The sequence below is a fragment of the Neorhizobium sp. BT27B genome (assembly GCF_050455485.1).
Taxonomy (GTDB): domain Bacteria; phylum Pseudomonadota; class Alphaproteobacteria; order Rhizobiales; family Rhizobiaceae; genus Neorhizobium.
Genome location: NZ_JBCIYT010000010.1, coordinates 153,415 through 176,783, shown reverse-complemented (window position 1 = coordinate 176,783; position 23,369 = coordinate 153,415). Strand labels below are relative to the sequence as shown.

Below are 23,369 nucleotides of genomic sequence, written 5' to 3'. Positions count from 1 at the left end.
TTCAGCCAACCCGTAAGGGCCGGACATCTTTCCGCCGGGATCAGCGGCGATCGGCTCGCACGTACCCGGTGGTATGCCCTTCGCCAATCGCCACTGCCCCGACGAAAACCTGCTCCGGCAGAACCGTTTCCATTTAACAATGAACCGCTCTAAGCCTGCAATTGGCTTCACGAGCGATTGCGCGCACCGATATCGGTGGCCGCCCTCACGGTTGACGTGCAAGTCCGGAGCTCAAGTTTGATGTTGAACATCTGGGGCCTGACGATGGGCAGAATTGCCTTGCCGGATATTTCCCGGTTTGCGGTGCTTGGACATCAGGCCACAAGCGCGATCGTCAAATCACCTCGGCATCACGCAGGATATCCATGTGATGATCACGGCGTCGGATGCAAAGCCGATCAGTCTTTCATGTATTTCTGAACTTGGTCCAGCTTGCCATCTGTTGATTTCGATGCTGCACGCCGAAACCGTAACGCGTGGCGGCAGAGATGACCGACCACAAATCCAGCACCCAGTGCCCACCATAAATACACGCCAGTCATGATAGCCGGCGCCAGAGGCAATCCTGCAAAAACAAGCGATGTCACATAGGCAGCCAAAACGACAACGGTCAGCAGCGCGAAGGCGACGATATGAATCCACAATCCAGAAAGTGCGCCGAGTGCCACGCAAATCAGCAAAGCCCAGCCCATAGTATGCAGTGCACCATCTCGTTGTCGTAAAAGCTGACAATACTATCGCATGTCGTCGCCTTTATATCAAGTTGTCTGCATATCGGCTCTATTTCTTGTTTGCAGCCCAGCTGAAAAGTTGCAGTCATTGAGTGCTCGTCATCGCCCTTGTGCCACTTTTCTGATCCTGCGGCTCGACTTTGATAACGTCGCCTGGCAACACCGGATCATCGTCTGCGACAACATAGGTCTTATTGGCACTGCCAGTGGCGCGGGTAATCGTTGTGGTCGTGCGGACTCGTCCATCCGCTGATGGCATCGATACGGCAACAGGAGCGCGCATTTCGATATTGAGCAACAGCGCGTGCGCAGTTCGGGTTTTTTCTTCGTTTGCGGCGAGACGATCGCGGATTTCAGTCGCCTCGGCCAGCGCCGCCGCCTTGTATTTCTCAACAATGGTCAAGGCATCCTGGTCAAGTTTCGCCAGATCCTGTTGTATCGTCAGGATGGCCAGCGATACGTCGAGATTGCGGCTTTCCAGATCGGCGACATTCTGATTTGCGCCGAGCTGTCGGGCGGAAACAGTCAGTCCCTGCGACACCAGCTTATTGACCGAATTGAGATCCTTGTTGGCGAGATCAATCTGTTTGTCGAGCGATGCTTCCTTGAGCTTGAGGGTTTCAATCTGGTTTTTGGCAAGTGCTTTTGATTGCTGGACGGCAGCAATCTCGGATTTTATCGATCTGGCACGGCTATCCAGCAGTTCCTGCTCCGCAATCACGATCTGAGACACGGTTTCCTGATCTTCCGTCGTGCTCAGTTCAGGAGGCATTGTTACCTTGTCGGAGCCGGAAAGTGCTGCTGTGACCCGCGCCCGCTTGGCAAGAATACTTAATCGTTCAACTTCAAGCTCACGAGCCGTTCCGTGGTTTACCAGCGCCTCACGCTGCAATTCCATGATCTTCGGATCCATCGTTCCCGTGCCGCCAGCCATGCTCAATGCCTGCATGACGGTAAGTCCTGGCAAGTAATTATACTTTCCCGGTGTCGCCACGGCGCCGGTTACGAAAAACGGACGATAACTCGACACTTCGATCGATGCGGTCGGACGCTTTTGCAGGCCGATCTGGTTCTGCAACTGTTCGCCGATAATGTCAGCGATCTGTTCCGGGGTTTTCCCCGCAACCGCTATCGTACCAACGATGGGAAGCGAAAGGGTGCCAGCCGCCGACACCGTGAACTCACCCGTCAATGGCACCCATTCGAACGCTACTCCGGCGCTTGGACGCCATTCGAACACCCTGATCTTCAGAACATCCTGCGGACCAAGCAGATAAGATGATGCAGCATGAAGCTGGCCGGAAACGAGCATCGCCACGCAGCAAAGCAGCCCGGCAACAGCTTGGCGCCATCTGCGGTGAGCATGCGCGTATCGCGCGTTGCCTTCTGCAACGGGAGCAGGACATGGAAAGCCAAACAGTTTCGTCACAATCGGTACTCCTGCTATCAACGTCAAAGCGCCACGTTGGCCCGCTCAAGCGACCTGTGCGGGAAAAGTGCGGCGCGCCGGTGGATGCCCGAGGGCAGACATTGTGAATGCCTCGAACTTGTCCATGAACACCCCGGTTGAAAATTCTCGGGCTCTCGACACGGCGGCAGCCGGATCAAACTCGATCTTTTCGAACCGCTCGAGGGCATCAAGCAACGGCTCAATCTCCTGCTCGAAGAAAAACAAGCCCGTCTTGTCGGCAACGACCGTTTCGGTGGCGCCACCGCGGCCGAACGCGATCACGGGACGACCGCTGGCCATGGCTTCGAGAGGGACAATCCCAAAATCCTCTTCTCCGGGAAAGATGAGAGCCCTGCAGCGAGCGTAGTGGTGCTTGAGAACCTCGAATGGCTGCGATCCAAGTATGCTGACCGTTGGGCCGGCGATCCGGCGCAGATGGTTAAGCATCTCGCCGCCTCCGATCACCACGAGCTTGCGCTTCGAGCGGTTGAACGCTTCGACAGCAAGCTCTGGCCTCTTGTAGGCAACCAGTTCTCCCACCATCAAATAATAATCGCCCAATTCTGCAGAAGAGACGGGCGCAAATGCCTCCGTATCGACGGGCGGATGGATGATGCTCGCCTCGCGCCGATAATAGCTATTGATGCGTTTTGCGACAGTATCGGAATTTGCGACGAACCGATCGACGCGGCTGGCGGTGCTGACGTCCCATGACCTAAGATAATGAGCCAGCGGTGGCATGAGAAGGCGGGTCAGGAAGCCGGATTTCGCGTGGTATTCGTGATACATGTTCCAGATATAGCGCATCGGCGAATGGCAATAGCAGATATGCACGGCCGGTGAGTTCGGAATTATACCTTTGGCCGGGCCGGATTCACTGCTGATGACGAGGTCGTAGCGGGAAAGGTCCAGCTGTTCCAGCGCCATAGGCATCAACGGCAGGTATTTCTTATAGAGGTTTTTTGAATAGGGCAGCCCGTTGATAAAGGTCGGGTAAATATTGTGCCGCCTAATAAGAGGCGATACAGCATTAATATCATAGACGTGTGTATATATGTCGGCTTGCGGGTAAATCCTGCAGAGAGCCTCCAGAACCTTTTCCCCGCCGCGCATGCCAACTAGCCAATAGTGAACGATTGCAACACGCACGCCTATACCTCATTGTTTACACGACGAAATTTATAAGAGATTTTCATTTTATACCGACCAATTGCAATAATTTCGCAACCGCTAACAAGGAATTGTCGCGGTCTATCTCTGGTCTTTTTTGGTATTGCGGTATTTTTGCACTGGCGTTGTAATTCATATACTGCACGCAACAAATATATTGTCAAACGCTTAACTGTTTGTTAGCAATTTCCTCGGAAGTGCAGTGCATCCATCTGATCACCCATCACATTTTTGGTTTGGAGTACGTCAATGACTGACGTTGAGGCGGACGCTGCCGATCGCAGCGCCAATCACCTTTTTGTGGGTGCGCGACCGAAGATTTCGTTGCCTTCCATCCTCTCGCGGGGAGGGAAGCGCGCAAGCGACCTTGTTATTGCATCTCTCGCGCTTGTCGTTCTTTTGCCCGTCATTGCGATGGTCATTTTGACATTGCTGGTGTTGCAAGGGCGTCCGATCTTTATCGCCCACCATCGTGTCGGCAGGTACGGCCGGATGTTCCCGTGTTTCAAATTTCGGACGATGGTGAATAATAATGATCAAGTACTGGCCAACTATCTCCTGACCAATCCAGCAGAGCGGATGGAATGGGAAGCGACGCGAAAGCTCAGAAATGACCCGCGAGTGACGCCATTCGGGGCGGTTATGCGCAAGAGCAGCCTCGATGAAGTCCCGCAGCTCGTGAATATCGTGCTTGGGCACATGAGCCTTGTCGGTCCCAGGCCGATAGTGCCGGCAGAAGCCGAGCATTACGGCCCGTATTTCGCGGATTACAAGAAGGTTCGCCCTGGGCTTACCGGCTTGTGGCAGATCAGCGGGCGAAGCGACACCGCCTATAACGAGCGTGTCCAACTGGATGTTGCGTATGTCGCCGGCCGCAGCCTCGCAGGAGACCTTGTTATCATGGCGAAAACGCTGCCCGCCGTACTCAAGGCACGCGGCAGCTACTGATCAAGATAGATCGTTTAGCTTTGAAATCAATGGCTTGCTGTGAGGTCATTCCGCGTCTTGAAGTTGGATCGTCACTTTTGCGCATCGGTCCAGATATTGGGAGTAATCGCATGAATGCCAGCTACACCGCCCAGTTCGGCAGGTTTCATCGGAGAGACATGCCATGAGCGTTTCACATCAATTCGCGGTAAACGGGCGCTATCTGACACAATCACCGACCGGGGTTCAGCGATATGCCCATAATGTTCTGACCGCGCTGGATGGCATGTTGGACGCTGAAAAGCCCGTTCCGCTATTGGTGCCGGAAGGTGTTGCCGATCCCGCCTTTCGGGCCATGGCCCCCAAGACATTGTCGAGCATCTTCAAAGGGCATGCATGGGAACAATTAAAGTTGCCGCAGCACGCCTCCGGTCTGCTGCTCAACCTTTGCAACACCGCGCCGGTCTTCAAGGCCGACCAGATCGTATGCATCCACGATGCCAACGTCTTTGCAGCACCGGATAGCTACAGTCGTTCCTTCCGAATGCTATACAAGAGCTTGCAGCCCTTAATTGTCCGAGGGTCGACAAGGGTCACAACCGTTTCGCACGCGTCTGCGCGGCAGATCGCGCGCTATCTCCCGATCGAAGCGCAGGACATCGTAGTCCTGCCCAATGGTCACGAACATGTCCTTGGCTGGAATGCAGAGGCGGCGGTTAGTGCCCCGGCGATCGTCTCCGCTATAGTGGCGCGCTCGCGCAAATACGTGTTTGCGTTGGGTTCAAGCGCGCGCCACAAGAATCTCACGCTCATGTTTGGCATAGCCCACGCGCTTGATGCGCTCGGCGTGGATCTTGTTATAGCCGGTGGCGATGCTGCTATCTTTTCTTCCGTCGACGTAGCGCGGCATCCGAACGTAATCATGGCCGGGCGCGTGTCCGACGATGATCTCGCCTTCTTTTTCAAACATGCCCTCTGCCTCGTCTTCCCGTCACTCAATGAGGGGTTCGGCTTGCCGATTGTCGAGGCCATGGCGCTCGGATGTCCGGTGGTGTCGGCGTCCTGTTCGAGCATGGTGGAGGTCTGCGGCAACGCTGCTCTGCTTGCTTGCCCGTTCGATGGGCGCCAATGGGTGGAGCATATCGCTGCCCTGGCGTCCTCTCCGTCGCTTGTCGACGACTTGCGCGAGCGTGGTCTCAGGCAAGTGACGAATTATTCATGGAATAGCTCGGCCGAAGGTTACCGCGAACTCATCGAACGACCGGGACCTCAGCCAGTCGGCAAAAAGAATGTGATGGTGCCCGAAATGCGGATAGCCGTTGCGATCGCGACCCGCGGCCGGCCGGATATCGTAAACCAGACCGTTACCCACCTGATCAATACGCAGACGGTGATCCCGCGCCAGATTATCGTCTCCTGCGTAGACATGAAGGATGCCGGGGACCTTACGAGCGATGAGCGCGTCACGGTGATTGCAGGTAGGGCAGGCTTGTGCGCGCAACGCAACAATGCAATCACGCATTTGGCGAAAGATATCGACCTGCTCGTTTTTTTCGATGACGATTTTGTTGCCGAGCCGAATTGGCTGGCAACCGCAGCAATGGTCTTTTCTGACGAAAGCGGCGTAGTCGGTTTTACCGGACGTGTTATCCAGGACGGCATTAAAGGCCCGGGAATTCCATTCAGCGACGCCGTTCAGGCGCTCCAGGATCCGCCGCGTCATGAAGGTGCGCGTTGGGAGATGGCGTTCAGTCCCTATGGTTGCAACATGGCCTTCCGGGTTTCTGCGATCGGCGACAGCCGGTTCGATGAAAGGCTCGTCCTGTACGGCTGGCTCGAAGACCGTGATTTTGGCGCCTCTCTAGCAAAAAAAGGTGGGCGTCTCGTTCGGTGTTCGGACACTTACGGCGTTCATATGGGCGTAAAATCGGGCCGAATGCCAGGAGACCGGCTTGGCTATTCGCAGATCGTCAATCCCATCTATATGCGTGGCAAGGGCACCATGACGACGATGCAGATGGTTGGCCAGATATGGCGTAACACATCGATCAACTTCGCGCGTTTTCTTGCGCCCGAGCCATTCATCGATCGCAGAGGGCGCGTCAAAGGCAATCTCCTCGCTGTTCTGGACGTTGTTCGCGGCCGGATCCAGCCGGAGCGGGCCTCCGCGTTAAGCCAGCAGGCCAGCAAGATAGATCCTCTTACCAAAGGTTTGGCACGATGACCCTCGAACGTGTTGGGATGGTCGAACGAGCAGCCCGGATATGGCCGATTGATCAAGAGCCGCCGAAAGATACTCATGCCGACGGTCCACTCGCGCTCATCAGAACCATTCTGACCGTAACCTGGCGTTACCGGATTCGTTTGCTCCTGAGCGCCGTTGTCGGGGCTATCCTATCATTTGCTTACGCCTATTCGCTGCCGCGCACCTACCATGCGTCGGCAACCATGCTGCTTGAGCCCCGTTATGTCTCGGGTGCCAATGGCGCCATGCCGCAAGGTCTTGATCTTAACAGCGCCGAAAGCGAGTTGCAGATCATTCTTTCCGAACGTCTGCTGTCATCGGTTTTTCAAAGCCTGCGACTGACCAACAATGCCGAACTGGCGCCACAGCCGCCCGGGCTGATCAAGAAGGCGACATCGAGTGTAGTCAACATGCTCGCCATCGCGACCGCGGATACCGGAACCATGCGGGATGCGAATGATCAACCGGCGCCCAGCACGGAGGAAAACCGCGACCGAGTGGCATTCGCCAATTTTGTCGAGCGTGTCAGCGCGCGTCGTGTTGGGCAATCTTATGTGGTTGATGTGGGGTACGCGTCGTCCGATCCGGCACTCCCCGCAAAGGTCGCCAATGCAATCGTGTCGGCGTATATTCTGCAGTCGGTGACAGCCAAGGAACAGTTGGCGCGTGCCGGCATAGACACGCTGCAGGGACGGCTGGATGCGCTCGCCGCACAGGTCGCCGCCGCCAGTGATGCGATGCAGGCGGGACGGTTGCCCGACAAGCCCACACCTGACGCTGATGCAAAAATCACCGGCGCGGCTCTTTATCCGCTCAGCCCCTCGAGCCCGCGCATAAGTTTGATCACGGCTTTTGGCGGGGTCGTCGGTCTCTCCCTCGGTGCAATGATTTTGGCACTGGGCGTTGCATTCGATCGTAAGTTGCGAGAGCCAAAAGATCTCGCAAACGAAAGCCACCTGTCGTTTCTTGGCGCAGTGCCGATCAAAAGAAACGAAAAGTCGTTATTGAGAAGACTGTTTCGTCGTGGATCGCACCAAGCCTATTCTGCGAGCGTACGTGATCTCAGAACGTCGATTGATCTGCTGGCCCCGTCAAAAAGAGAAGGACGGCATGCAGTCATTGCGCTGGTGGGGTGCGCGAAGCCTATGGGGGCGGCGACACTCGGCCAGGACCTGGCACGTGTCATGGGCGATAGCGGCCGTACGGTGACAATATTCACGACAAACCGAGCACAGCAGCTGGATGGTGCGCAATCCACGTCGTCGTTGGCAGACGTGCTTGGCTCGTCATCGCCCGTATCCCCGTTGGTGCCACAGTACGGTGATAACGTCGCCACGCTGGCAATCCACTCGCGTGATGCGCGCATTAATTCGGCGATTGATTTCTGCAGTCCGAAGGCTCGGGAAACAATCGACGTTGCCAGGCTCAATGGGGATGTGATCCTCGACGTCATGTCGATGGATATCTCGATGGATGCTATCGCGCTCGCAAGATATGCCGATATCGTGATCATCGTGACGCAGTTTGCCCGTACCAGCAGGGATGATGTCATTGCTGCGGAAAGCCGCCTCAAAAAGGCGGGCCTGCAGATCATGGGGTACGTGATAACCCGTAGCAAAGCTTGAGGCACTTACTTTCAAGTCCGTTGCAAGCAATCATGCTCACGGCAGGCTGGTGATTGTCGCCGTTTGAAGGGTGAGGGGCGCGCGGGCCGCGCGAACGGAAGCTCAATGAGGCTTTTGTGCCCAGCCCTTGAACGTAACACGGCAACACCGATCTCATGAACAATAGATGAAAGACAGTTTGCCGCCGGTCTTCATGAACTCAACGCCAGTGTTCAACCTATATCGGCGATCTCAAAGCGCCCGCCTGTAAGCCGAAGTCGCACGCGCAACATCAGTAGCAGGGAACAATAAGTCGCTGCACCGATCGAGGCGATTAGTCCCATTTGCAGAATGTCAGGAAATTGCAATTCACTTATGTAAAGCCGCGCGAATGACACGACGATGGCCATCAACGGGCCTGCGACTGCGATTTTCCAGAGATTTAGCAACTGCCGCATTATGCTTATGCTGAGAAGTCTTCGAACTTCATCGAGATATACCACGAACATCAATAGGGACAGCAAAAGCCGCGCATACAATACGCCCTCGATGGAAGCCAGATAGAAACCGATCGCGATGCTCGTGACCCGTAAAACCAATTCGACAATGCTGATACGAAAGACCACGGAGGGGCGATCTGTTGCAAGGCTGACGGCATTGATGGTCTGATAATATGGAGCAGGCATGACTGATATTGCGAGCAAGGCCAGATATGGAGCCGCACCAAGCCACTTTGTTCCCAGTAGCAACTGTGTCAGCAGATCGGAAGTCAACGCGATGCCGATGCTGGCGGGGACGGAGATCAGCATCACCAGTCTAACCGCCTTGAGAAAAGCGGCGGCAAGCCGGACGCGGTCGGTGCTCATCTGGGAAAAGGCAGACATCATCGGCTGATAGGCCGGTGCGATCAAACTCTGCGACGGAATGAGGGATATGTCGCTTGCAACCGTGTAGCGGCCAAGCACCGCCTTGTCCCCGGCATAGGTGCCGATCAACAAGCGATCATATTGCCAAGCCAGGGCAGAAATGACCTGAGCAGACGTGAACCAGCCCATGAAGCCAGCAAAATCTTTGATGCGGGAGAACGAAAAGACCGGTCGATAGCGCGCGAAAACATAGGACATGATCGTGGCGGCCACCGCGGCGCCAATATAATTGGTCACGATTGCCCAATAGCCTCCACCGTTGAAGACCACGAGCATCGCGCAGCCGAGACCGCATATCTTGCTGATGACTTCCAGGAGGAATGTCGGGCGGAAATCGATCATCCGTGCAAGATGCACCATCGCCGGACTGTAGAGGCCTTTGACGGCAGGCCCGATCGCCAGCACGCAGACGACGGGAACTAACGCGGGGTCATTGTTCAGCCACGCATACGGCCACGCGCAGGCCAGCGCCGCGCCGGTAATTGCAAAGCTTCTTAAAACGGCAAGCGTGAAGCCGGTATCAAGATGCTGCTTGTTGATCTCGTCCAGACGGATCAGGGCCTGCGTTACCGGTACGTCGAGGATGGTGTCGAGGAGCATGACCAGCGCCATCGCCAACGCAGTCAAGCCAAAATCGGCAGGGGAAAGCAGTCGTGCCAAGATCAGAAGATTGAGAAAATCGATTGCGCGCCCGAAAAGACGCGAGAAAATCAGCCAGCCAGTCCCTTTCAGCATTGCAAGTGCAAGCATGCACGGTCCCATCTCTTGAGCTTGCAACAATCGCTGCTTCCGACTGTCGGGACCGTTTCCGGTACGTCGGACGCCCGTTACTGAATCTTGGATGATGCAGGGTCCGGACATCGTCGATGATCAGCATGTCGACTGCGATAGAATGATCAGTATTGGTAATCCCGGCTGTAAAAGGAATAACTGTTCACATGGGCGCTGTCTCTGCCGGCTCTTATAAGAGCAGACAACACTAATTTTCTCCAATCGGCAAGACTGGTTCTATCCGATGCGTTTGGACGTGCGGCATTATTCGGAGTCTGTAATAAAAAATAAGTTCAGATATCGACACCGACAATAAAATAATTGAAACTGAAATTCAGAGAGAGTTTATATGCAAAAATAACTTCTCTATATTGAAAGCCGAATTTGACTTGGAAAGGTCAGATTATATCATCGTGTGCAGGGATTTCCGCGTAATTTTTCACATTGGTTCGCATCTATAGAGAGGTTGTACTGGATGATCGTGCCTGGCGAAATGAAACCTGATCATATCGGCGCTCGCCCGAACTTCTCTTCCGATCCTTTGATTCCTACAATTTTTCATGAGCCATGGTGGCTTGATATCGCGACAAAGGGCACCGTAGACTATGTCGAGGTCACCGATGGCGGACGGGTCGTTGGTCGCATGCCCTACATCGTCACCACCAGATTCGGCCTGTCTAGCAGCAACATGCCGACGCTCACCCATTTCCTGGGGCCAGGCATCAACGACGGCACGGGAAGTGCGCCGAACCGTTTCATCAAACGCCATTCCATTGCTCGTGAGCTGATCAAAAAATTGCCGCCGCTGTCAGCGTTTCGGCAGAAGATGCATCGCGGCGTCAATGACACGCTGTCATTCCAGGCGGAGGGGTTCAACGTCGGCGTCCAGTTCACCTTCGAGGTGCATCCTGCACCCGCGACCGTCATGTGGAAGGCGATGCGAGACAAAACGCGCAACGTCATCAGGCGAGCCGAAGAAACGTTGAATGTTGAGGTCTCGGTTGATCCCGGCATATATTTTGACCTGACCACCAAGAACCTCAAGGCGGCCAATGCCGATAGCAACGTCGATTTGGACGTATGCGAGAAAATCGTCGTCAAGGCACTCGACCTTGGCCGCGGGCGTATCTGGGTCGCACGCGATAAAAATGGCGACGCGAAATCAGCCATTTTTTGCGCCTGGGACAGCACGACCTTCTACTACATCATGTCAACAAGAGCGTCCGATAGCGGCAACGGTGCCATACCCCTGTTGCTCTGGCACGCCATGAAATCGGCGGCCTCAATGGAACTGGTTTTCGATTTCGACGGCATAGGCAGCGCCGGCGCCGTCTTGCTTTATGCCGGATTCGGCGGCAACGTTGTGCCACGTTACATCGTCGGCCGGTCATCAATGACATACAGATTGTTGAGGCAGATCCGCCGTCTCAATCCCACTCTTGAAAACAAGTTCACCTGATCACGAAGCGTCGGAAATCCACATGCAGTGGCCACAAGCGACGTGGCCGAAGATTAGGGTGACCGTTTCGACCAGGCCAGCGGACTGCTGGAATTGATACGCTTTCTGCCGCGGATGAATGATTTCCTGTCGTTTTCGAACTATTTGAAAGGGAGTGGGGCGACTTGTATAGACATGGTAGAAATTCGGAATAAGATGTATTATTGCATGGCTTGGAAACGAGTTTTGCAGATGTAACCTGGTCTTGTAACTTGCTGTAAATGCTTGTGCGCGCACTATTGGTATTGCACTCGCATCTTTACTCACTGGAATCTGCGAAGTCTGGATTTTCGTCTTAGTCCAATGCGTCCAATGGTCCAACAAGCGGTCAATTTAAATTCGCGCAACTCATGCGCGTGCACGATTTTCTGCTGGATTTAGCTCAGATCGAACGCTCTTGCTCCGTCGTGGTATCGGTTATCCGTCTCCCGACTGGTCATAAAATTCTGTCAACTCGATTCACCCGCCACAAGTATTCAAGTTCGGAACAATCGATGAAGATATTACATCTGGCCAATCATTGCCATTTTGGAAACGGCAATGTCCATGCGGCGGTCGATCTGGCATGTGCGCAGGCCAAGGAGGGGCATGAGATAGTTTATGGCAGCTCCGGCGGCGATTTCGTGGAGTTGCTTTCAGAAAATCACGTGCGCCATGTCTGTGTGCCACAGCATAGCCGAAGCCCACAGGTTTTGCTGCAAGGCCTGTTGAAACTCCGTCGGTTGATAGCCGAATTCAAGCCTGACATCGTTCATGCGCATATGATGACCGGCGCTGTCATCGCCTATCCGTTTACCCGCTTCAATCGCCCGAAACTTGTGACAACGGTGCATAACTCTTTCGACAAGCATGCCATCGTCATGGGTCTTGGTGATCGTGTTATCGCGGTGAGCGAGGCGGTTGCCACAATTATGCGCGATCGCGGCGTCTCGGCAAAAAAGATACGGACCGTTCTGAACGGCACTCTGGGTGCCGCCCGGCGAGGTCGGCAGTCGGCAAAGCCTTCGGATTTGCCCCGCCCTGCCATAACGACGGTGTGCGGACTTCATCCGCGCAAAGGTATCGATGATTTGATAGCGGGTTTCGACATCATTTCGAAACAGCATGCCACAGCCAATCTCTTCATCATTGGCGAGGGGCCTTGTGAAGATCTCTATAAGAAACAGGCGGCGGCGTTGGAGCACAGTGATCGAGTGCATTTTCTCGGCCAGTTGCGCGACCCAAATCCTTATCTTCTTTCCACCGACATATTTGTCCTGGCCTCACACTCCGAACCATTCGGACTGGTGCTGACCGAGGCGCGCGAGGCAGGCTGCGCCATTGCTGCCAGCAATGTAGACGGAATTCCGGAAGTCCTTGCCATTGGCGATGCCGGAATAATGTTTCCGCCGCATGAACCAGTCGCGATCGCCTCCGCACTTTTGTCGCTTCTGAACAATGAGAAAGCCCTCCAGGACAGTCGCATTTCATCACTCAATCGGCTGGAATTTTTTGATATTGCGCGCGTCTGTCGCGATACTCTGGATGTATATATAGGCTTGATTTAGCCCCGATTTGAATACCAATCTTGACGTTTGAGTCCTGAGCTTGCCCCGTCGAAATAATACATCTGTCCAATAGGCACCGCTGATACGCGCAGCGCCATTGCGGAATGAGGCGACGGTTACAACAATTTCAATTTCCTGTCGCACGCATGGCTCTGATACCAGCCCCGACGAACAATGTTGGGATCATTGCAGCAGCCGACATTTTGGCCTGTCAAAACCGCCGGCGCTATAATTGCAGCCGGATGATACTTCAGTGGTATCCACCCAGGCGATCGGAAAGACCTCCGAAGAGCAATCGGCCGATAACGCTCGAAATGCCAACCGCTCCGATCAATGTGACGCTGACCGAACGGTCGTTGCCATGACTGCTTTCAGCCGCGAGGCAGCAAAATCCAGAAAAGTTCGAAGCTTCAGCGGCATCAAACCTTGCGACATATATACTAATTGTACCGGAGACGGATCCGGCTCGAAATCTTCGAGCAAAGGCACAAGCAGGCCGGCATCCACCGCGCGCTTGGCCTGGTAGGCCATGAGACGGGTAATGCCCAGACCGGCAGAGGCGGCATCCACGGCTGCCTCTGCCGTGTTGACGGAAAGGCGTGTCCGGATCGGCACTGATATTTCCTGCCGTCCATTTCGGAACGTCCAGAACCGAGGCGAAAGCACTCCCTCGAAGGCGAGACAGTCATGGTCCGCCAGATCGCGCGGCTGGGTTGGAGCCGGGTTGCGCCTCAGATAATCCGGATTGGCATAAACGGTCGTGCGGACCGAACCGAGGCGAATTGTGATCAGGCTGCTGTCCGCAAGATGGCCGATCCTGACCGCCACGTCGATCTGCTCGTCGGCGAGGCTGACGGACCTGTCGCTCATGGTCAGGCGGATATTGATATCGGGAAATGCCTTCAGAAAATCGACGACGACAGGCAATACATGCAGGCGGCCGAAGACGATCGGCGCTGTCATCGTCAAATCTCCGCGCGGTGCGATGTATTCGCCCGAAGCGCGCCGCTCCGCTTCCTCGACGCGCCCGAGGATTTCCCGCGCGGCCCCCACATAGCTTTGCCCTGCTTCCGTCAGCAGAATTTTACGGCTGGTGCGCGTCATCAGGCGCACCCCGAGATGCGACTCGAGCTCGGAAATCTTGCGGCTGACGGTCGGTAGAGGCGAATGCAGGGTGCGGGACGCAGCCGAGAGACTGCCGGCCTCAACCACGGCGATGAACACGGACATGGCGTCAAGACGATCCATAGACCCTTCCAGAATTTGAGAGGATACCTTTTCTATTATCTGTCTACTACAGAAATACGGATGCAAATAGCTTCATGGACGTCACCGACGCTTTCGTTCGGCCTTTCAAGGGAGCCTTCCATGAAACTCTACAATTTCCCGCTTTCCGGTCATGCACATCGCGCTTTGCTGTTCCTTTCGCTTCTCGGCATCAAGGCAGATGTTATCGACGTGGATCTTGCCAAGGGCGCACACAAGGCAACGGATTTTTTAAAGCTCAACCCCTTCGGACAGGTGCCGGTTCTCGACGATGACGGCATCGTCATCTCCGATTCCAATGCGATCCTCGTCTATCTGGCCAGCAAGTTTGACCGCAAGGACTGGTTGCCGGATGATCTCCAGTCCGTCGCAAAAATCCAGAAGTGGCTGTCGGTTGCTGCCGGCGAAATCGCCTACGGGCCTGCCGCGGCGCGTCTGATTACGGTGTTCAAAGCCGATTTCCGTGCAGACGAGGTGATTGCTCGCGCACACCAGATCCTTGGCCTGATCAACGCCGAGCTCGAACAGCGGCGTTTCATCATCGGCGAAACGCCGACGATCGCCGATATCGCGCTCTACAGCTACATCGTCAGTGCCCCTGAAGGAAATGTCGATCTCGCGCCGCATCCGCAGGTTCGTCACTGGCTTGCTCGCATCGAGGCTCTGCCGGGTTTTGTGCCTTTCCCCAGGACGGCAGTCGGGCTGGCCGCCTGACGGGAGGATGCGGCCGTCCGTCTCCGGCCGCATCCTCGTTGCAGATGGAGGTAATCATGCCGCAAAAATCAGACGTGATCGAGGCCGCCGCATCGCCTTCCCCCTGGCATGAGGGCGAGCTGGAATTACAACGCCATACGGGCGTGGTCGAGCAGATGGATACGGTGGGCCGAAAATTCGTGCGACGTTTCCTGCTCGAACAGCATCGCGAGTTCTTTCCGCTCATCCCGTTCATTGCCGTCGGAGCCGTCGACCGTCAGGAAATTCCCTGGGCGACGATCCGCTGTGGTGAGCCCGGCTTTGTGCAGTCTCCCGACCCGCAGACCTTGATGATAAACGCAATCCGCGATCCCGAGGATCCGGCGCAGGAGGGGATGGATGACGGCGACCCTGTCGGGCTGCTCGGCATTGATCTCATCACCCGCAGACGCAACCGGATGAACGGCAGGATTGTCCGCAGCGGCAGCGATGGCTTTGCCGTCGCCGTCGATCACAGCTACGGGAACTGCCCGCGCTACATCCAGAACCGCCATTTCAGATTTGTCAGGGATCCATCCGAGTTCTCGTCATCCGTGCCGCTGATATCGGATAAGCTGAACGATCGCGCGCGGCGGATCATAAACGCGGCCGATACATTCTTCGTGGCCTCCTACCACGACCGCGACGATGAGGGTCGACAGGTCGATATATCCCATCGAGGCGGCCGGCCGGGCTTTGTGCGCATCGATGCCGATGGCGGGCTCACCATTCCGGATTTCAACGGCAACCTGTTCTTCAACACCCTCGGTAATTTTCTGGTCAATCCGCGCGCCGGCCTGCTGTTTATCGATCATGAAACAGGCGACATGCTGCAGATTGCCGGTCGAACCGACGTCATTCTCGACAGTCCGGAAATTGCGGCTTTCGAAGGCGCCGAGCGGCTCTGGAGGGTTTTTCCTGAAAAGGTGGTGCTGAGGCCGGATGCGTTGCCGCTGCGATGGACGTTTGCGGAAAACGGAATGTCGCCGAGCGTTCTGATGACAGGCACCTGGCAGGAGGCGGCGGCCCGCCTTGAGGCGGCCGCCAAGGCGAACAGATGGCGGCGGTTCCGCATCGAGCGGATCGTGGATGAAAGCGCGACGATCCGCTCGCTGCATCTGGCTCCGGTGGGCGGCGAGGCGCTCATTCCGCATCTGGCGGGGCAGCATCTGCCGATCCGGGTGGCCGACGGCGACGGTTTCATCCGCCGCAGCTACACGCTGTCGAGTGCGCCTTCCGATGGTTATTACCGGCTGAGCATCAAGCGCGAGGGTAGGGCGTCCTGCCTTCTGCACGACATGCGGGATGGTGATGAGATTGAGGCGCTGGCGCCGACCGGAGCCTTCACCATCGATGCGATGGAGCGTAGCCGGCCCGCCGTGTTGCTCGCCGCCGGCATCGGCATTACGCCGTTTCTGTCGATGATACGCCATATCGTCCATGAAGGTGACCGGACGCGTCATCGGCGTCCCGTGTGGCTGTTCAGATCATCGCGAACACTTGAAGAGAGAGGGTTCGACGTCGAAATCGCCGAATTGGTCGAGCGGGGGCAGGGGTCTGTAAGGGATATCCGTATCCTGAGCGGGGCGGCCTGCGATGACGAGGGGCGTTACGATTGGGCAGGGCGCATCGATATGAGGCTTCTCAAAGCGCATCTGCCGTTTGGCGATCATGATTTCTATCTTTGCGGGCCGGGTTCCTTCATGCAGGCGGTCTATGATGGCTTGCGGGGGCTGAATATTGCCGATAACCGGATCCATGCCGAAGCTTTCGGGCCATCCAGCCTGAAGCGTGACCTGACACCGGCCGCGATCGCAATTGCTGCCGTGCAGGCGGCCAGCGAGCCAGTCCGCGTGATATTCACACAGTCGGCAAAGGAGGCGCGCTGGAAGCCTGGTGACGATCCCTTGCTGGAACTTGCCGAGCAACGAGGGGTAACCCCGCCTTTCGGCTGCCGGGCGGGCCATTGCGGCGATTGCCGGACAAAGGTCGTGAAGGGCAAGGTCAGTTATCTGTCGGACCCCGTCTACCCGGTGGCAAAAGACGAGGCCTTGATCTGCTGCTCGGTTCCCGCGGAAGGCGGAGACCTTCATCTCGATCTTTGACCTTCGACATCAGCGGCCCTGAAATTCTCCCTGGCGGCGGGACAGGGCTCCACAATCCCGATGGAGCCCTGCAGGAGATCGCGGAATGCTGACGTTGGCCACCAAGCCTATCATCGGCATCGGCTTGCCTGAAAGCATCTGAGATGGCGACTTGTCAGCTCAACCTTTTCAAAAGAGCCGCAACGATGGCTTCCGGTCGATCTTCCTGAACGAGGTGACCGCAGGCGGTTAACATCTCGATCGAACCATCGGAGATCAAACCGGCAAGTTCGGTGCCTTTTTCATGCGGAATCCATTGGTCGTTTTCACCCCACAACATGCTGACGGGGCAGTCCAGCTTTTGATAAAGCGGTTCTATCTCGTCTGTATACCGCTGATCCATTTGTGCGATTTGCCGATAAAAAGCCGCCTGTCCAACCGCGCCTGTCCATGGCTGCGAATAGACATGCAGCGCTTCTTCCGAAAGCGGATAATGGGCGGATGTTTGAAGATAAGCCTTCAACAGTGCTCGGTGCATATAGTCCGGCATTCCGGCAAATGCGGCCTCATGACTTTTTACGTGTTGAACGAAAGGAGATCCCCATGGGGCAAGGGCAACCGCGTCGAAAATCGTGAGGGATGAATAACGCAGCCCGTCGAGGAAATAGGCCCTCAGTGCCGTCGCGCAGCCAAAATCATGCGCAAGCACATCCGGCCGTTCCAGCCCCCATTCCCGGAACAAGGTACATAACACGCTGTTCTGCACCGCAAGAGACACATCTTGCCCGTCCCGCATTTCAGACTGTCCATAGCCGACAAGATCGAAATAAAAGACAGTCCGCCGGTCTGCCACGTGAGGAATGATCTTGCGCCATACCTGCGAACAGAATGGTGTTCCATGGATCGCAACCAGAGCCGGACCGTTGCCGATCCGTCCCCATTTCACGGCATTGCCATCGATCGTCGTCGTGTAGGGAAGTTCAAGCGTTTCGGTCATTCGTCTCACGGTTCATTGAGGATTGGTGGCAAGCACGTGCCTCGGGCACGGTCTGACACGCGCCCTATCGTCCTCGTGTTCGAGAGAAAGAAGGGGCTGATGATACAGGCCTGACAAGCATGGCGTAGATCAACCGGTATGTCCTTCCAAAAGCATTCAATCATTGGTTCATTTTTTGGAACAGAAACATCAGAACAAGTTCCGCCTGTGAGCGCGCGAACCTCATGTCTGGAGGTCGGTTGGCCGATCCTCGCCGCGGCTCATGGCAGCTTCTCCACGATCAATTTCAAACCAAATGCTGCCAGCAAGGCGCCGATTGAACGCTCGATCCACCGACCGAACTTCTCATATGCCGCGCGGGCAGGGCGGCTCGACAGAAGCATGACGGTTAGACCGTACCAGACAATTTCGAGCATGAAACCGCCGCACAGGATGATCGTCTTGGCCCACAGGGCGGTTTCCGGAGGAACCGCAACGGCATAGAGACCGATAAAGAAGGCAATGCCCTTGGGGTTGGACAGGTTCACCAACGCTCCCATCCGCAGGCCGCGCGTCAGGCTGCCGGCATCGACCTGCTGGTGCGTGGTTGTTGCAGCACCGTTCGCATGCCATGCCATCACGCCAAGATAGATGAGATAAATGCCGCCGACGATCTGTACGAAGCCGGCAAGCCAGGCGACGCGCGTGAGAAGCAGCGCAAGGCCGGTCATGCTCAGGATGGCGTAAAACGTCGCGGCCAACGCAAGTCCGAACGTTGCGCCAAAGGCGGTTCTCCGCGCCCCGGAAACGGCGAGCCTGCTGATCAATGCGAAGTTGGGGCCGGGGCTTATGACAACGGCGGCATACAGGCCGAGTGTCGTCAGAATGGTGATAAGCACTGGATCCATTTTTATTTCCCAAAACGATGTTGCGGATAATTCTGAATTACAAGCCTGCCGAACGCTCCGCTTTCGTGCCTCCTGTGGTTGGTGCGCATTATCAAGGGCTTTGTCAGTTGTTGGAAAGCCTTGCGTGGTCGGCCAGGGACATGTGGATCTTCGCAACGATAACCCTGCAGTCCTCTGCCGAGGATACCGGCGCGTCATGCCAAGAGTACCCCATGCAGGCAGGTCTGTGACGCTTTTCGTTCTCCGTCTCGCTGAGGAGATGATAGATCGCATCCTGCCTTTTCGTCGAAACCATTGTCATGGCCAGAATCTCCCAATCTATCGAGCCCGGACACCCAAGCGGGCTTTGGACACGGTTGGCGCGATCATTCAGCTTCCAGCGCAAAGCGCACGGCAGCATCACAATGCAGGCTGGCAGTGTTGAACATCGGAAAGTCCGGCATGTCCGGCTGGTCGATCAACAGAAAAATCTCGGTGCATCCGAGAATCAGTCCTTCGGCCTGCTCGTCTGCCCGCATCCTCTCGGCGATTTCGATATAGCGCCGCCGGGATGCGTCGCGGAAGTCGCCCTTGACGAGTTCGTCGAAGATAATCCTGTCGATTTCCTCCTGCTCGGCGTCGGTCGGGGTGATGGTCTCGATCCCGAAGCGATCGCGCCAGCGTGCCTTGAGATAATCCAGTTGCATGACAGGCCGGGTGCCGAAGAGCGCAACGCGGTTCAGCCCCGCATCTCGGATCGCTTGCCCGGTCGGATCGGCGATATGCAGCATCGGGACATGCCTTTCCGCCATGATCGCCTCAAGCGGTTTGTGCAGCGTGTTCGACACGCACAGAATGAGATCCGCCCCGCCAGCGATCAGCCCCTCGACCTTGCTGCGCATATAGTTGGCCAGCCCGTCCCAATCGTCCTCGCGAACCATGGCCTCGATATTGCCGAAGTTCATGCCGGCGATCAGCGTCTCGGCGATATCCCAACCGCCGAGACGCGCATTCACGCCGTCATTGAGCATGCGGTAATAGTGTTCGGTGGCGACGTTCGAGCAGCCGCCCAGAAGGCCGATGGTTTTCTGTTGCAGCGGACGTGACATGATCGTTTCCCTTCAGCTTTTGCTGCTGGGTAGCGGTATCGCATCCTAAAGTCTTGAACGCATTTGACATTGGGCGAATTCGCCGGGTGTCACGCCATAGACGCGTTTGAACCAGCGTGTCAGATGGCTCTGATCGGCGAAACCTGTGGCATGGGCCGCTTCGCCGATCGGGCTCCCACCGGCCATCATGTCCTTTGCCACCCTTGCTCGTGTCACTGACAGGAACTGGAACGGCGACAGGCCATAAGCTGCGCGGAAACGGCGTGAAAGATGTTCCGGGGAAACGCCCGCAAGAACCGCGAGCTGCGGTAGCGTCGGCGTTGCTGCGGGGTCGTCGGCCAGAAGATCATGCACAATCCTGATGGACGAGAGTGTGGTGGATTTGCCATGCAAGGCGGTCGCGCCTTGCCTGAGGGGCGTTGCCGGAAAGATTTCCAGCAGAAAATCCGCCAATGCCAGCGGGTCCTCCAGTGCTTCCCGGAACCGCAGTGCAGGAGTGTCGTCGGAATACAGCCGATACCCGCCGACGCGGCGATCAACCTCCGAAAGCCCAAGGCCGGTCGCTTCCGCGATCTGCTCCATTTGCAGGTATATAGATTGATAATGCCAGCCGGCATCGTCCACCGTCGCGGCCGCATGCAGGGTCTCGGGACCGATGACCAGCAGATCGCCCGGACCGATGCCGAATTCCTGTTTCTCGCAACGCGCCAGTTTGCGGCCGGCGGTATAGGCGGCGATAACGACCTCGGCATGGCGGTGAGGTGCATATTCGAACCGCCGGACGCGGCTTTCCAGCACATCGAAGCCGCCAAATGCGTCAGCACGGGAGATCGAGACCGCGTTCATCGCCATATTAAACGACCCTGCACCGACATCATTCCGCTTCGGTCGCGGCAAGCCATGCCCGCAATCCTGCGTCCAGATGATCACGCAGTTCGGACGGCAGGCCCGCGATCAGTCGATGCTGGTTTGCGACATGCTCGGTCACGACGCGGTCTATCAGTTCGAAACCTCGTGGGGTCAACGTTACGGCCTGTCCTCGGCCATCCTCCGGATCGGGCTGGCGGGTGATCAGCGCGGCTGCCTCCAGGCGGCAGAGGCGATTGGTCATCGTTCCCGATGTCACCATCGTCGATGAGATCAGGGCCGATGGACTGAGTGTATAGGGGGCGCCCGAACGCCGCAGCGTCGCCAGAACATCGAACCCTGCGGCTGTCAGGTCATGCGCTTCATAGACGCGGCCGAGTTCGGAGGACAGATGGTCTGCCAAGCGCTTCAGCCGTCCAAACGTCCCCATTGGCCCGACATCGAGATCGGGGCGTTCGCGGTTCCACTGGGAAAGGATTCGGTCGACATGGTCCATGCCGGATTTGATACCCGGTTTTATCTTGACGTCAAGAAATCATCGGAATATCTCGACGTCAAGATAAATGGAGGGCGCCATGTCCAAAGCCGTCGATCTGCTTCTTGCCGCCATTGCGCCGGTGATCTGGGGCACGACCTATATCGTGACGTCGCAAATGTTGCCGCCGGGATATCCGCTGACCGATGCAATGTTGCGGGCGCTGCCCGCCGGTCTCCTGCTGATGGCGCTGACGCGGCAGATACCGCCGGCAGCATGGCTGGGACGTCTCGTAATTCTCGGTGCTCTGAATTTTTCTGTCTTCTGGGCCGCTCTGTTCGTTGCTGCCTACCGCTTGCCGGGCGGTGTTGCGGCAACGCTTGGCGCGATCCAGCCGCTTATCGTGCTGCTTCTGGCTCGCTTCGTACTCGCAACGCCACTGAACGCAACAAGACTGCTCACCGCCGTTGCGGGCATCGGCGGCGTCGCGCTGCTTGTGCTGGGGCCGACGGCAAAGCTCGACATGGTCGGTGTTGCGGCGGCGCTGATCGGGGCGCTGTCCATGGCCTGCGGCGTGGTCCTGACACGCAGGTGGAAACCGCCTGTTTCTGCCCTGACCTTTACCGGCTGGCAACTGACTGCGGGCGGCATCCTGCTGGTGCCCGTTGCCTCTTTGCTTGAACCGGCGCTGCCACCGCTGACGGCGTTGAATATCGCGGGTTTCGCATGGCTGGGGCTGTTCGGCGCTGCGCTGACCTATTTTCTGTGGTTTCGCGGGATTGAGCGTGTTGGCCCGCAATCGGTCACCGGGCTCGGCTTCCTCAGCCCGCTGACGGCGGTGCTGCTGGGCTGGCTGGTTCTCGGTGAGGCGCTGACGCCGTTCCAGATATTGGGGGCCGCCATCGTGCTAGTCTGCGTTGTGGCCGGAGCAAGACCGACCGGCGCAAAAACGCTCGAAAAGCTTGCCTGACATGACGATAGAGAACGCAGCGCCAGTGGCTGACCGCCTGCCGGTCGGCGGATTGCTGGCCTTGGCCATGGCAGGCTTCATCACTCTGATGACCGAAGTGATGCCGGCTGGGCTCTTGCCGCATATCAGCGCCGGACTGAAGATCGATGAAAGCATGGCCGGACAACTCGTCACGGCCTATGCTGCTGTGGCGGATTTGTCGGAGGGGTGCTGCTCACCATCTTCGGAACATGGTCTTTAGGTTGGGCAGTGCTCTTCCTGCTGATCCCTGCGTTTCTCACGGCGCGGATTGCATGGAGCGGTTTTGCCCGATGAAGAAAACGGCGGGATTGCGCGGAGAACAGGTTCTGACGGCAGCCCTGCCGCCCTCCGGCTTTTGGTCAATCGCCCGGCGAGGATTTCGAGATACGCCGACCCGGTACGGGCAATAAGGCGAAGCGCCTTGTATTGTCGATGTCGCAGCTTGCCTCGCGGTTTAGTGGTGCCGGGCGTTACATTGCGACACTGGTCAGCGCGTTTCGGGCGGCGATAATATGACTGTGAAGCAGTTTGCACGCTTCGTCGGCAGCCCCGTTTACATAGGCCTGCACCATCCGCCGATGATCCTCCAGCCATTGTTGTGTTTCCGATGCAAGGCCTGCGTAGCCCGCCGCATGGACAACGCAGCTGGTTCGCAGTTCTTCGACGATCGAAAGCTGACGCGGCCGTCCCGCTGGAAGATAAAGCGTGCGATGGAAATCCCAGTCGCCGGCATGCCAGCCAGGGCGCTCTGCTTCCAGAGATGACTTTTGCAGCATGTATTCGGCCTCGGCATGCGCCTTTGCGTCGGCGAGGGCCGTCGCGCGTCGCAGCAGGTCGCATTCCAGAAGAGTGCGAAGGTCAAAAATCTCGTCTAGCTCATCCGCGCTGAGCGTGATGACGCGCGCGCCTTTGCCCGGAAGGATTTCGACGATTTTCTCAGCGGCCAGCGCCTGCAAGGCATCGCGTACCGGTATCCGGCTCACGCCGTGGGCGGCAGCAAGGTCCGTCTGCGAGAGCACGGTTCCCGGTCCGCTTTCACCATTCAGGATGGATGCGCGGATCTGATCGACAAGGGCCATTTACAACTCCGATATATGTCGTATACGCGTATAC

Annotated in this window: 20 protein-coding genes; 9 read left to right on the top strand and 11 right to left on the bottom strand. The window is 56.8% G+C overall.

Annotated features, from left to right (window positions below):
* Positions 1 to 398: 398 nt before the first annotated feature.
* From AAIH70_RS23920 to AAIH70_RS23910, 3 genes are all read right to left on the bottom strand, one after another.
* A complete protein-coding gene (locus AAIH70_RS23920; RefSeq protein ID WP_207908295.1) occupies positions 399 to 668 on the bottom strand; it encodes a hypothetical protein in 270 nt (89 codons plus the stop codon).
* Positions 669 to 816: 148 nt separating this feature from the next.
* Positions 817 to 2,160 (bottom strand): polysaccharide biosynthesis/export family protein, encoded by a 1,344-nt coding sequence (locus AAIH70_RS23915; RefSeq protein WP_132278158.1) that lies wholly within the window; start codon positions 2,158 to 2,160, stop codon positions 817 to 819.
* 45 nt (positions 2,161 to 2,205) lie between these two features.
* Positions 2,206 to 3,294 carry a glycosyltransferase gene (locus tag AAIH70_RS23910; RefSeq protein ID WP_132278458.1) on the bottom strand — a complete coding sequence of 363 codons (1,089 nt, stop codon included), beginning with the start codon at positions 3,292 to 3,294 and terminating at the stop codon, positions 2,206 to 2,208.
* Between the two features lie 306 nt (positions 3,295 to 3,600).
* On the opposite strand from AAIH70_RS23910, the gene AAIH70_RS23905 reads away from it, so the two are divergent.
* From AAIH70_RS23905 to AAIH70_RS23895, 3 genes are all read left to right on the top strand, one after another.
* Positions 3,601 to 4,299, top strand: a complete 699-nt coding sequence (locus tag AAIH70_RS23905) for a sugar transferase (protein WP_132278160.1) — start codon at positions 3,601 to 3,603, stop codon at positions 4,297 to 4,299.
* Between the two features lie 163 nt (positions 4,300 to 4,462).
* Positions 4,463 to 6,502: a glycosyltransferase gene (locus AAIH70_RS23900; protein ID WP_132278162.1), complete on the top strand. Its 2,040-nt coding sequence runs from the start codon at positions 4,463 to 4,465 to the stop codon at positions 6,500 to 6,502.
* On the top strand, positions 6,499 to 8,148 hold the full coding sequence (locus AAIH70_RS23895) for a Wzz/FepE/Etk N-terminal domain-containing protein (RefSeq protein WP_132278164.1): 1,650 nt from the start codon (positions 6,499 to 6,501) through the stop codon (positions 8,146 to 8,148). The genes AAIH70_RS23900 and AAIH70_RS23895 overlap by 4 nt, the downstream gene beginning before the upstream one ends.
* 212 nt (positions 8,149 to 8,360) lie before the next feature.
* On the opposite strand, the gene AAIH70_RS23890 is transcribed toward AAIH70_RS23895, so the two are convergent.
* Positions 8,361 to 9,803, bottom strand: a complete 1,443-nt coding sequence (locus tag AAIH70_RS23890) for a lipopolysaccharide biosynthesis protein (RefSeq protein ID WP_132278166.1) — start codon at positions 9,801 to 9,803, stop codon at positions 8,361 to 8,363.
* 496 nt (positions 9,804 to 10,299) lie between these two features.
* On the opposite strand from AAIH70_RS23890, the gene AAIH70_RS23885 reads away from it, so the two are divergent.
* Both AAIH70_RS23885 and AAIH70_RS23880 read left to right on the top strand, forming a co-directional pair.
* Positions 10,300 to 11,283, top strand: coding sequence for a hypothetical protein (locus AAIH70_RS23885; protein ID WP_245519297.1), 984 nt, complete (start codon positions 10,300 to 10,302; stop codon positions 11,281 to 11,283).
* 389 nt (positions 11,284 to 11,672) lie between these two features.
* The gene (locus tag AAIH70_RS23880; protein WP_245519298.1) at positions 11,673 to 12,869 is read left to right on the top strand and encodes a glycosyltransferase family 4 protein; all 1,197 of its coding nucleotides are present in this window, start codon (positions 11,673 to 11,675) and stop codon (positions 12,867 to 12,869) included.
* A 330-nt stretch (positions 12,870 to 13,199) separates the two neighbouring features.
* On the opposite strand, the gene AAIH70_RS23875 is transcribed toward AAIH70_RS23880, so the two are convergent.
* A complete protein-coding gene (locus AAIH70_RS23875; RefSeq protein ID WP_132278168.1) occupies positions 13,200 to 14,117 on the bottom strand; it encodes a LysR family transcriptional regulator in 918 nt (305 codons plus the stop codon).
* Between the two features lie 120 nt (positions 14,118 to 14,237).
* Between AAIH70_RS23875 and AAIH70_RS23870 the strand changes: the two genes are divergently transcribed.
* Together AAIH70_RS23870 and AAIH70_RS23865 are read left to right on the top strand one after the other, a co-directional pair.
* Entirely contained in the window at positions 14,238 to 14,849 is a 612-nt protein-coding gene (locus AAIH70_RS23870) for a glutathione S-transferase family protein (RefSeq protein WP_132278170.1), read from the top strand.
* A gap of 56 nt (positions 14,850 to 14,905) precedes the next feature.
* Positions 14,906 to 16,972 carry a pyridoxamine 5'-phosphate oxidase family protein gene (locus AAIH70_RS23865; protein ID WP_132278172.1) on the top strand — a complete coding sequence of 689 codons (2,067 nt, stop codon included), beginning with the start codon at positions 14,906 to 14,908 and terminating at the stop codon, positions 16,970 to 16,972.
* A 154-nt stretch (positions 16,973 to 17,126) separates the two neighbouring features.
* Here AAIH70_RS23865 and AAIH70_RS23860 read toward each other — a convergent pair whose 3' ends face one another.
* The 5 genes from AAIH70_RS23860 to AAIH70_RS23840 form a co-directional block, all read right to left on the bottom strand.
* Positions 17,127 to 17,948 carry an alpha/beta fold hydrolase gene (locus AAIH70_RS23860; RefSeq protein WP_132278174.1) on the bottom strand — a complete coding sequence of 274 codons (822 nt, stop codon included), beginning with the start codon at positions 17,946 to 17,948 and terminating at the stop codon, positions 17,127 to 17,129.
* A gap of 260 nt (positions 17,949 to 18,208) precedes the next feature.
* Positions 18,209 to 18,835 carry a LysE family translocator gene (locus AAIH70_RS23855; RefSeq protein ID WP_132278176.1) on the bottom strand — a complete coding sequence of 209 codons (627 nt, stop codon included), beginning with the start codon at positions 18,833 to 18,835 and terminating at the stop codon, positions 18,209 to 18,211.
* Positions 18,836 to 19,200: 365 nt separating this feature from the next.
* A complete protein-coding gene (locus tag AAIH70_RS23850; protein WP_207908296.1) occupies positions 19,201 to 19,923 on the bottom strand; it encodes an aspartate/glutamate racemase family protein in 723 nt (240 codons plus the stop codon).
* A 45-nt stretch (positions 19,924 to 19,968) separates the two neighbouring features.
* A complete protein-coding gene (locus tag AAIH70_RS23845) occupies positions 19,969 to 20,775 on the bottom strand; it encodes a helix-turn-helix transcriptional regulator (RefSeq protein WP_207908297.1) in 807 nt (268 codons plus the stop codon).
* Positions 20,776 to 20,797: 22 nt separating this feature from the next.
* Positions 20,798 to 21,298 (bottom strand): MarR family transcriptional regulator, encoded by a 501-nt coding sequence (locus AAIH70_RS23840; protein WP_207908305.1) that lies wholly within the window; start codon positions 21,296 to 21,298, stop codon positions 20,798 to 20,800.
* A gap of 55 nt (positions 21,299 to 21,353) precedes the next feature.
* On the opposite strand from AAIH70_RS23840, the gene AAIH70_RS23835 reads away from it, so the two are divergent.
* Positions 21,354 to 22,235 carry an EamA family transporter gene (locus AAIH70_RS23835; RefSeq protein ID WP_430035856.1) on the top strand — a complete coding sequence of 294 codons (882 nt, stop codon included), beginning with the start codon at positions 21,354 to 21,356 and terminating at the stop codon, positions 22,233 to 22,235.
* Between the two features lies 1 nt (position 22,236).
* Entirely contained in the window at positions 22,237 to 22,476 is a 240-nt protein-coding gene (locus tag AAIH70_RS23830) for an MFS transporter (RefSeq protein ID WP_207908298.1), read from the top strand.
* Between the two features lie 250 nt (positions 22,477 to 22,726).
* Here the strand turns inward: AAIH70_RS23830 and AAIH70_RS23825 are convergent, their stop codons facing one another.
* Positions 22,727 to 23,335, bottom strand: a complete 609-nt coding sequence (locus AAIH70_RS23825; RefSeq protein ID WP_132278184.1) for a GntR family transcriptional regulator — start codon at positions 23,333 to 23,335, stop codon at positions 22,727 to 22,729.
* Between the last annotated feature and the right edge of the window lie 34 nt (positions 23,336 to 23,369).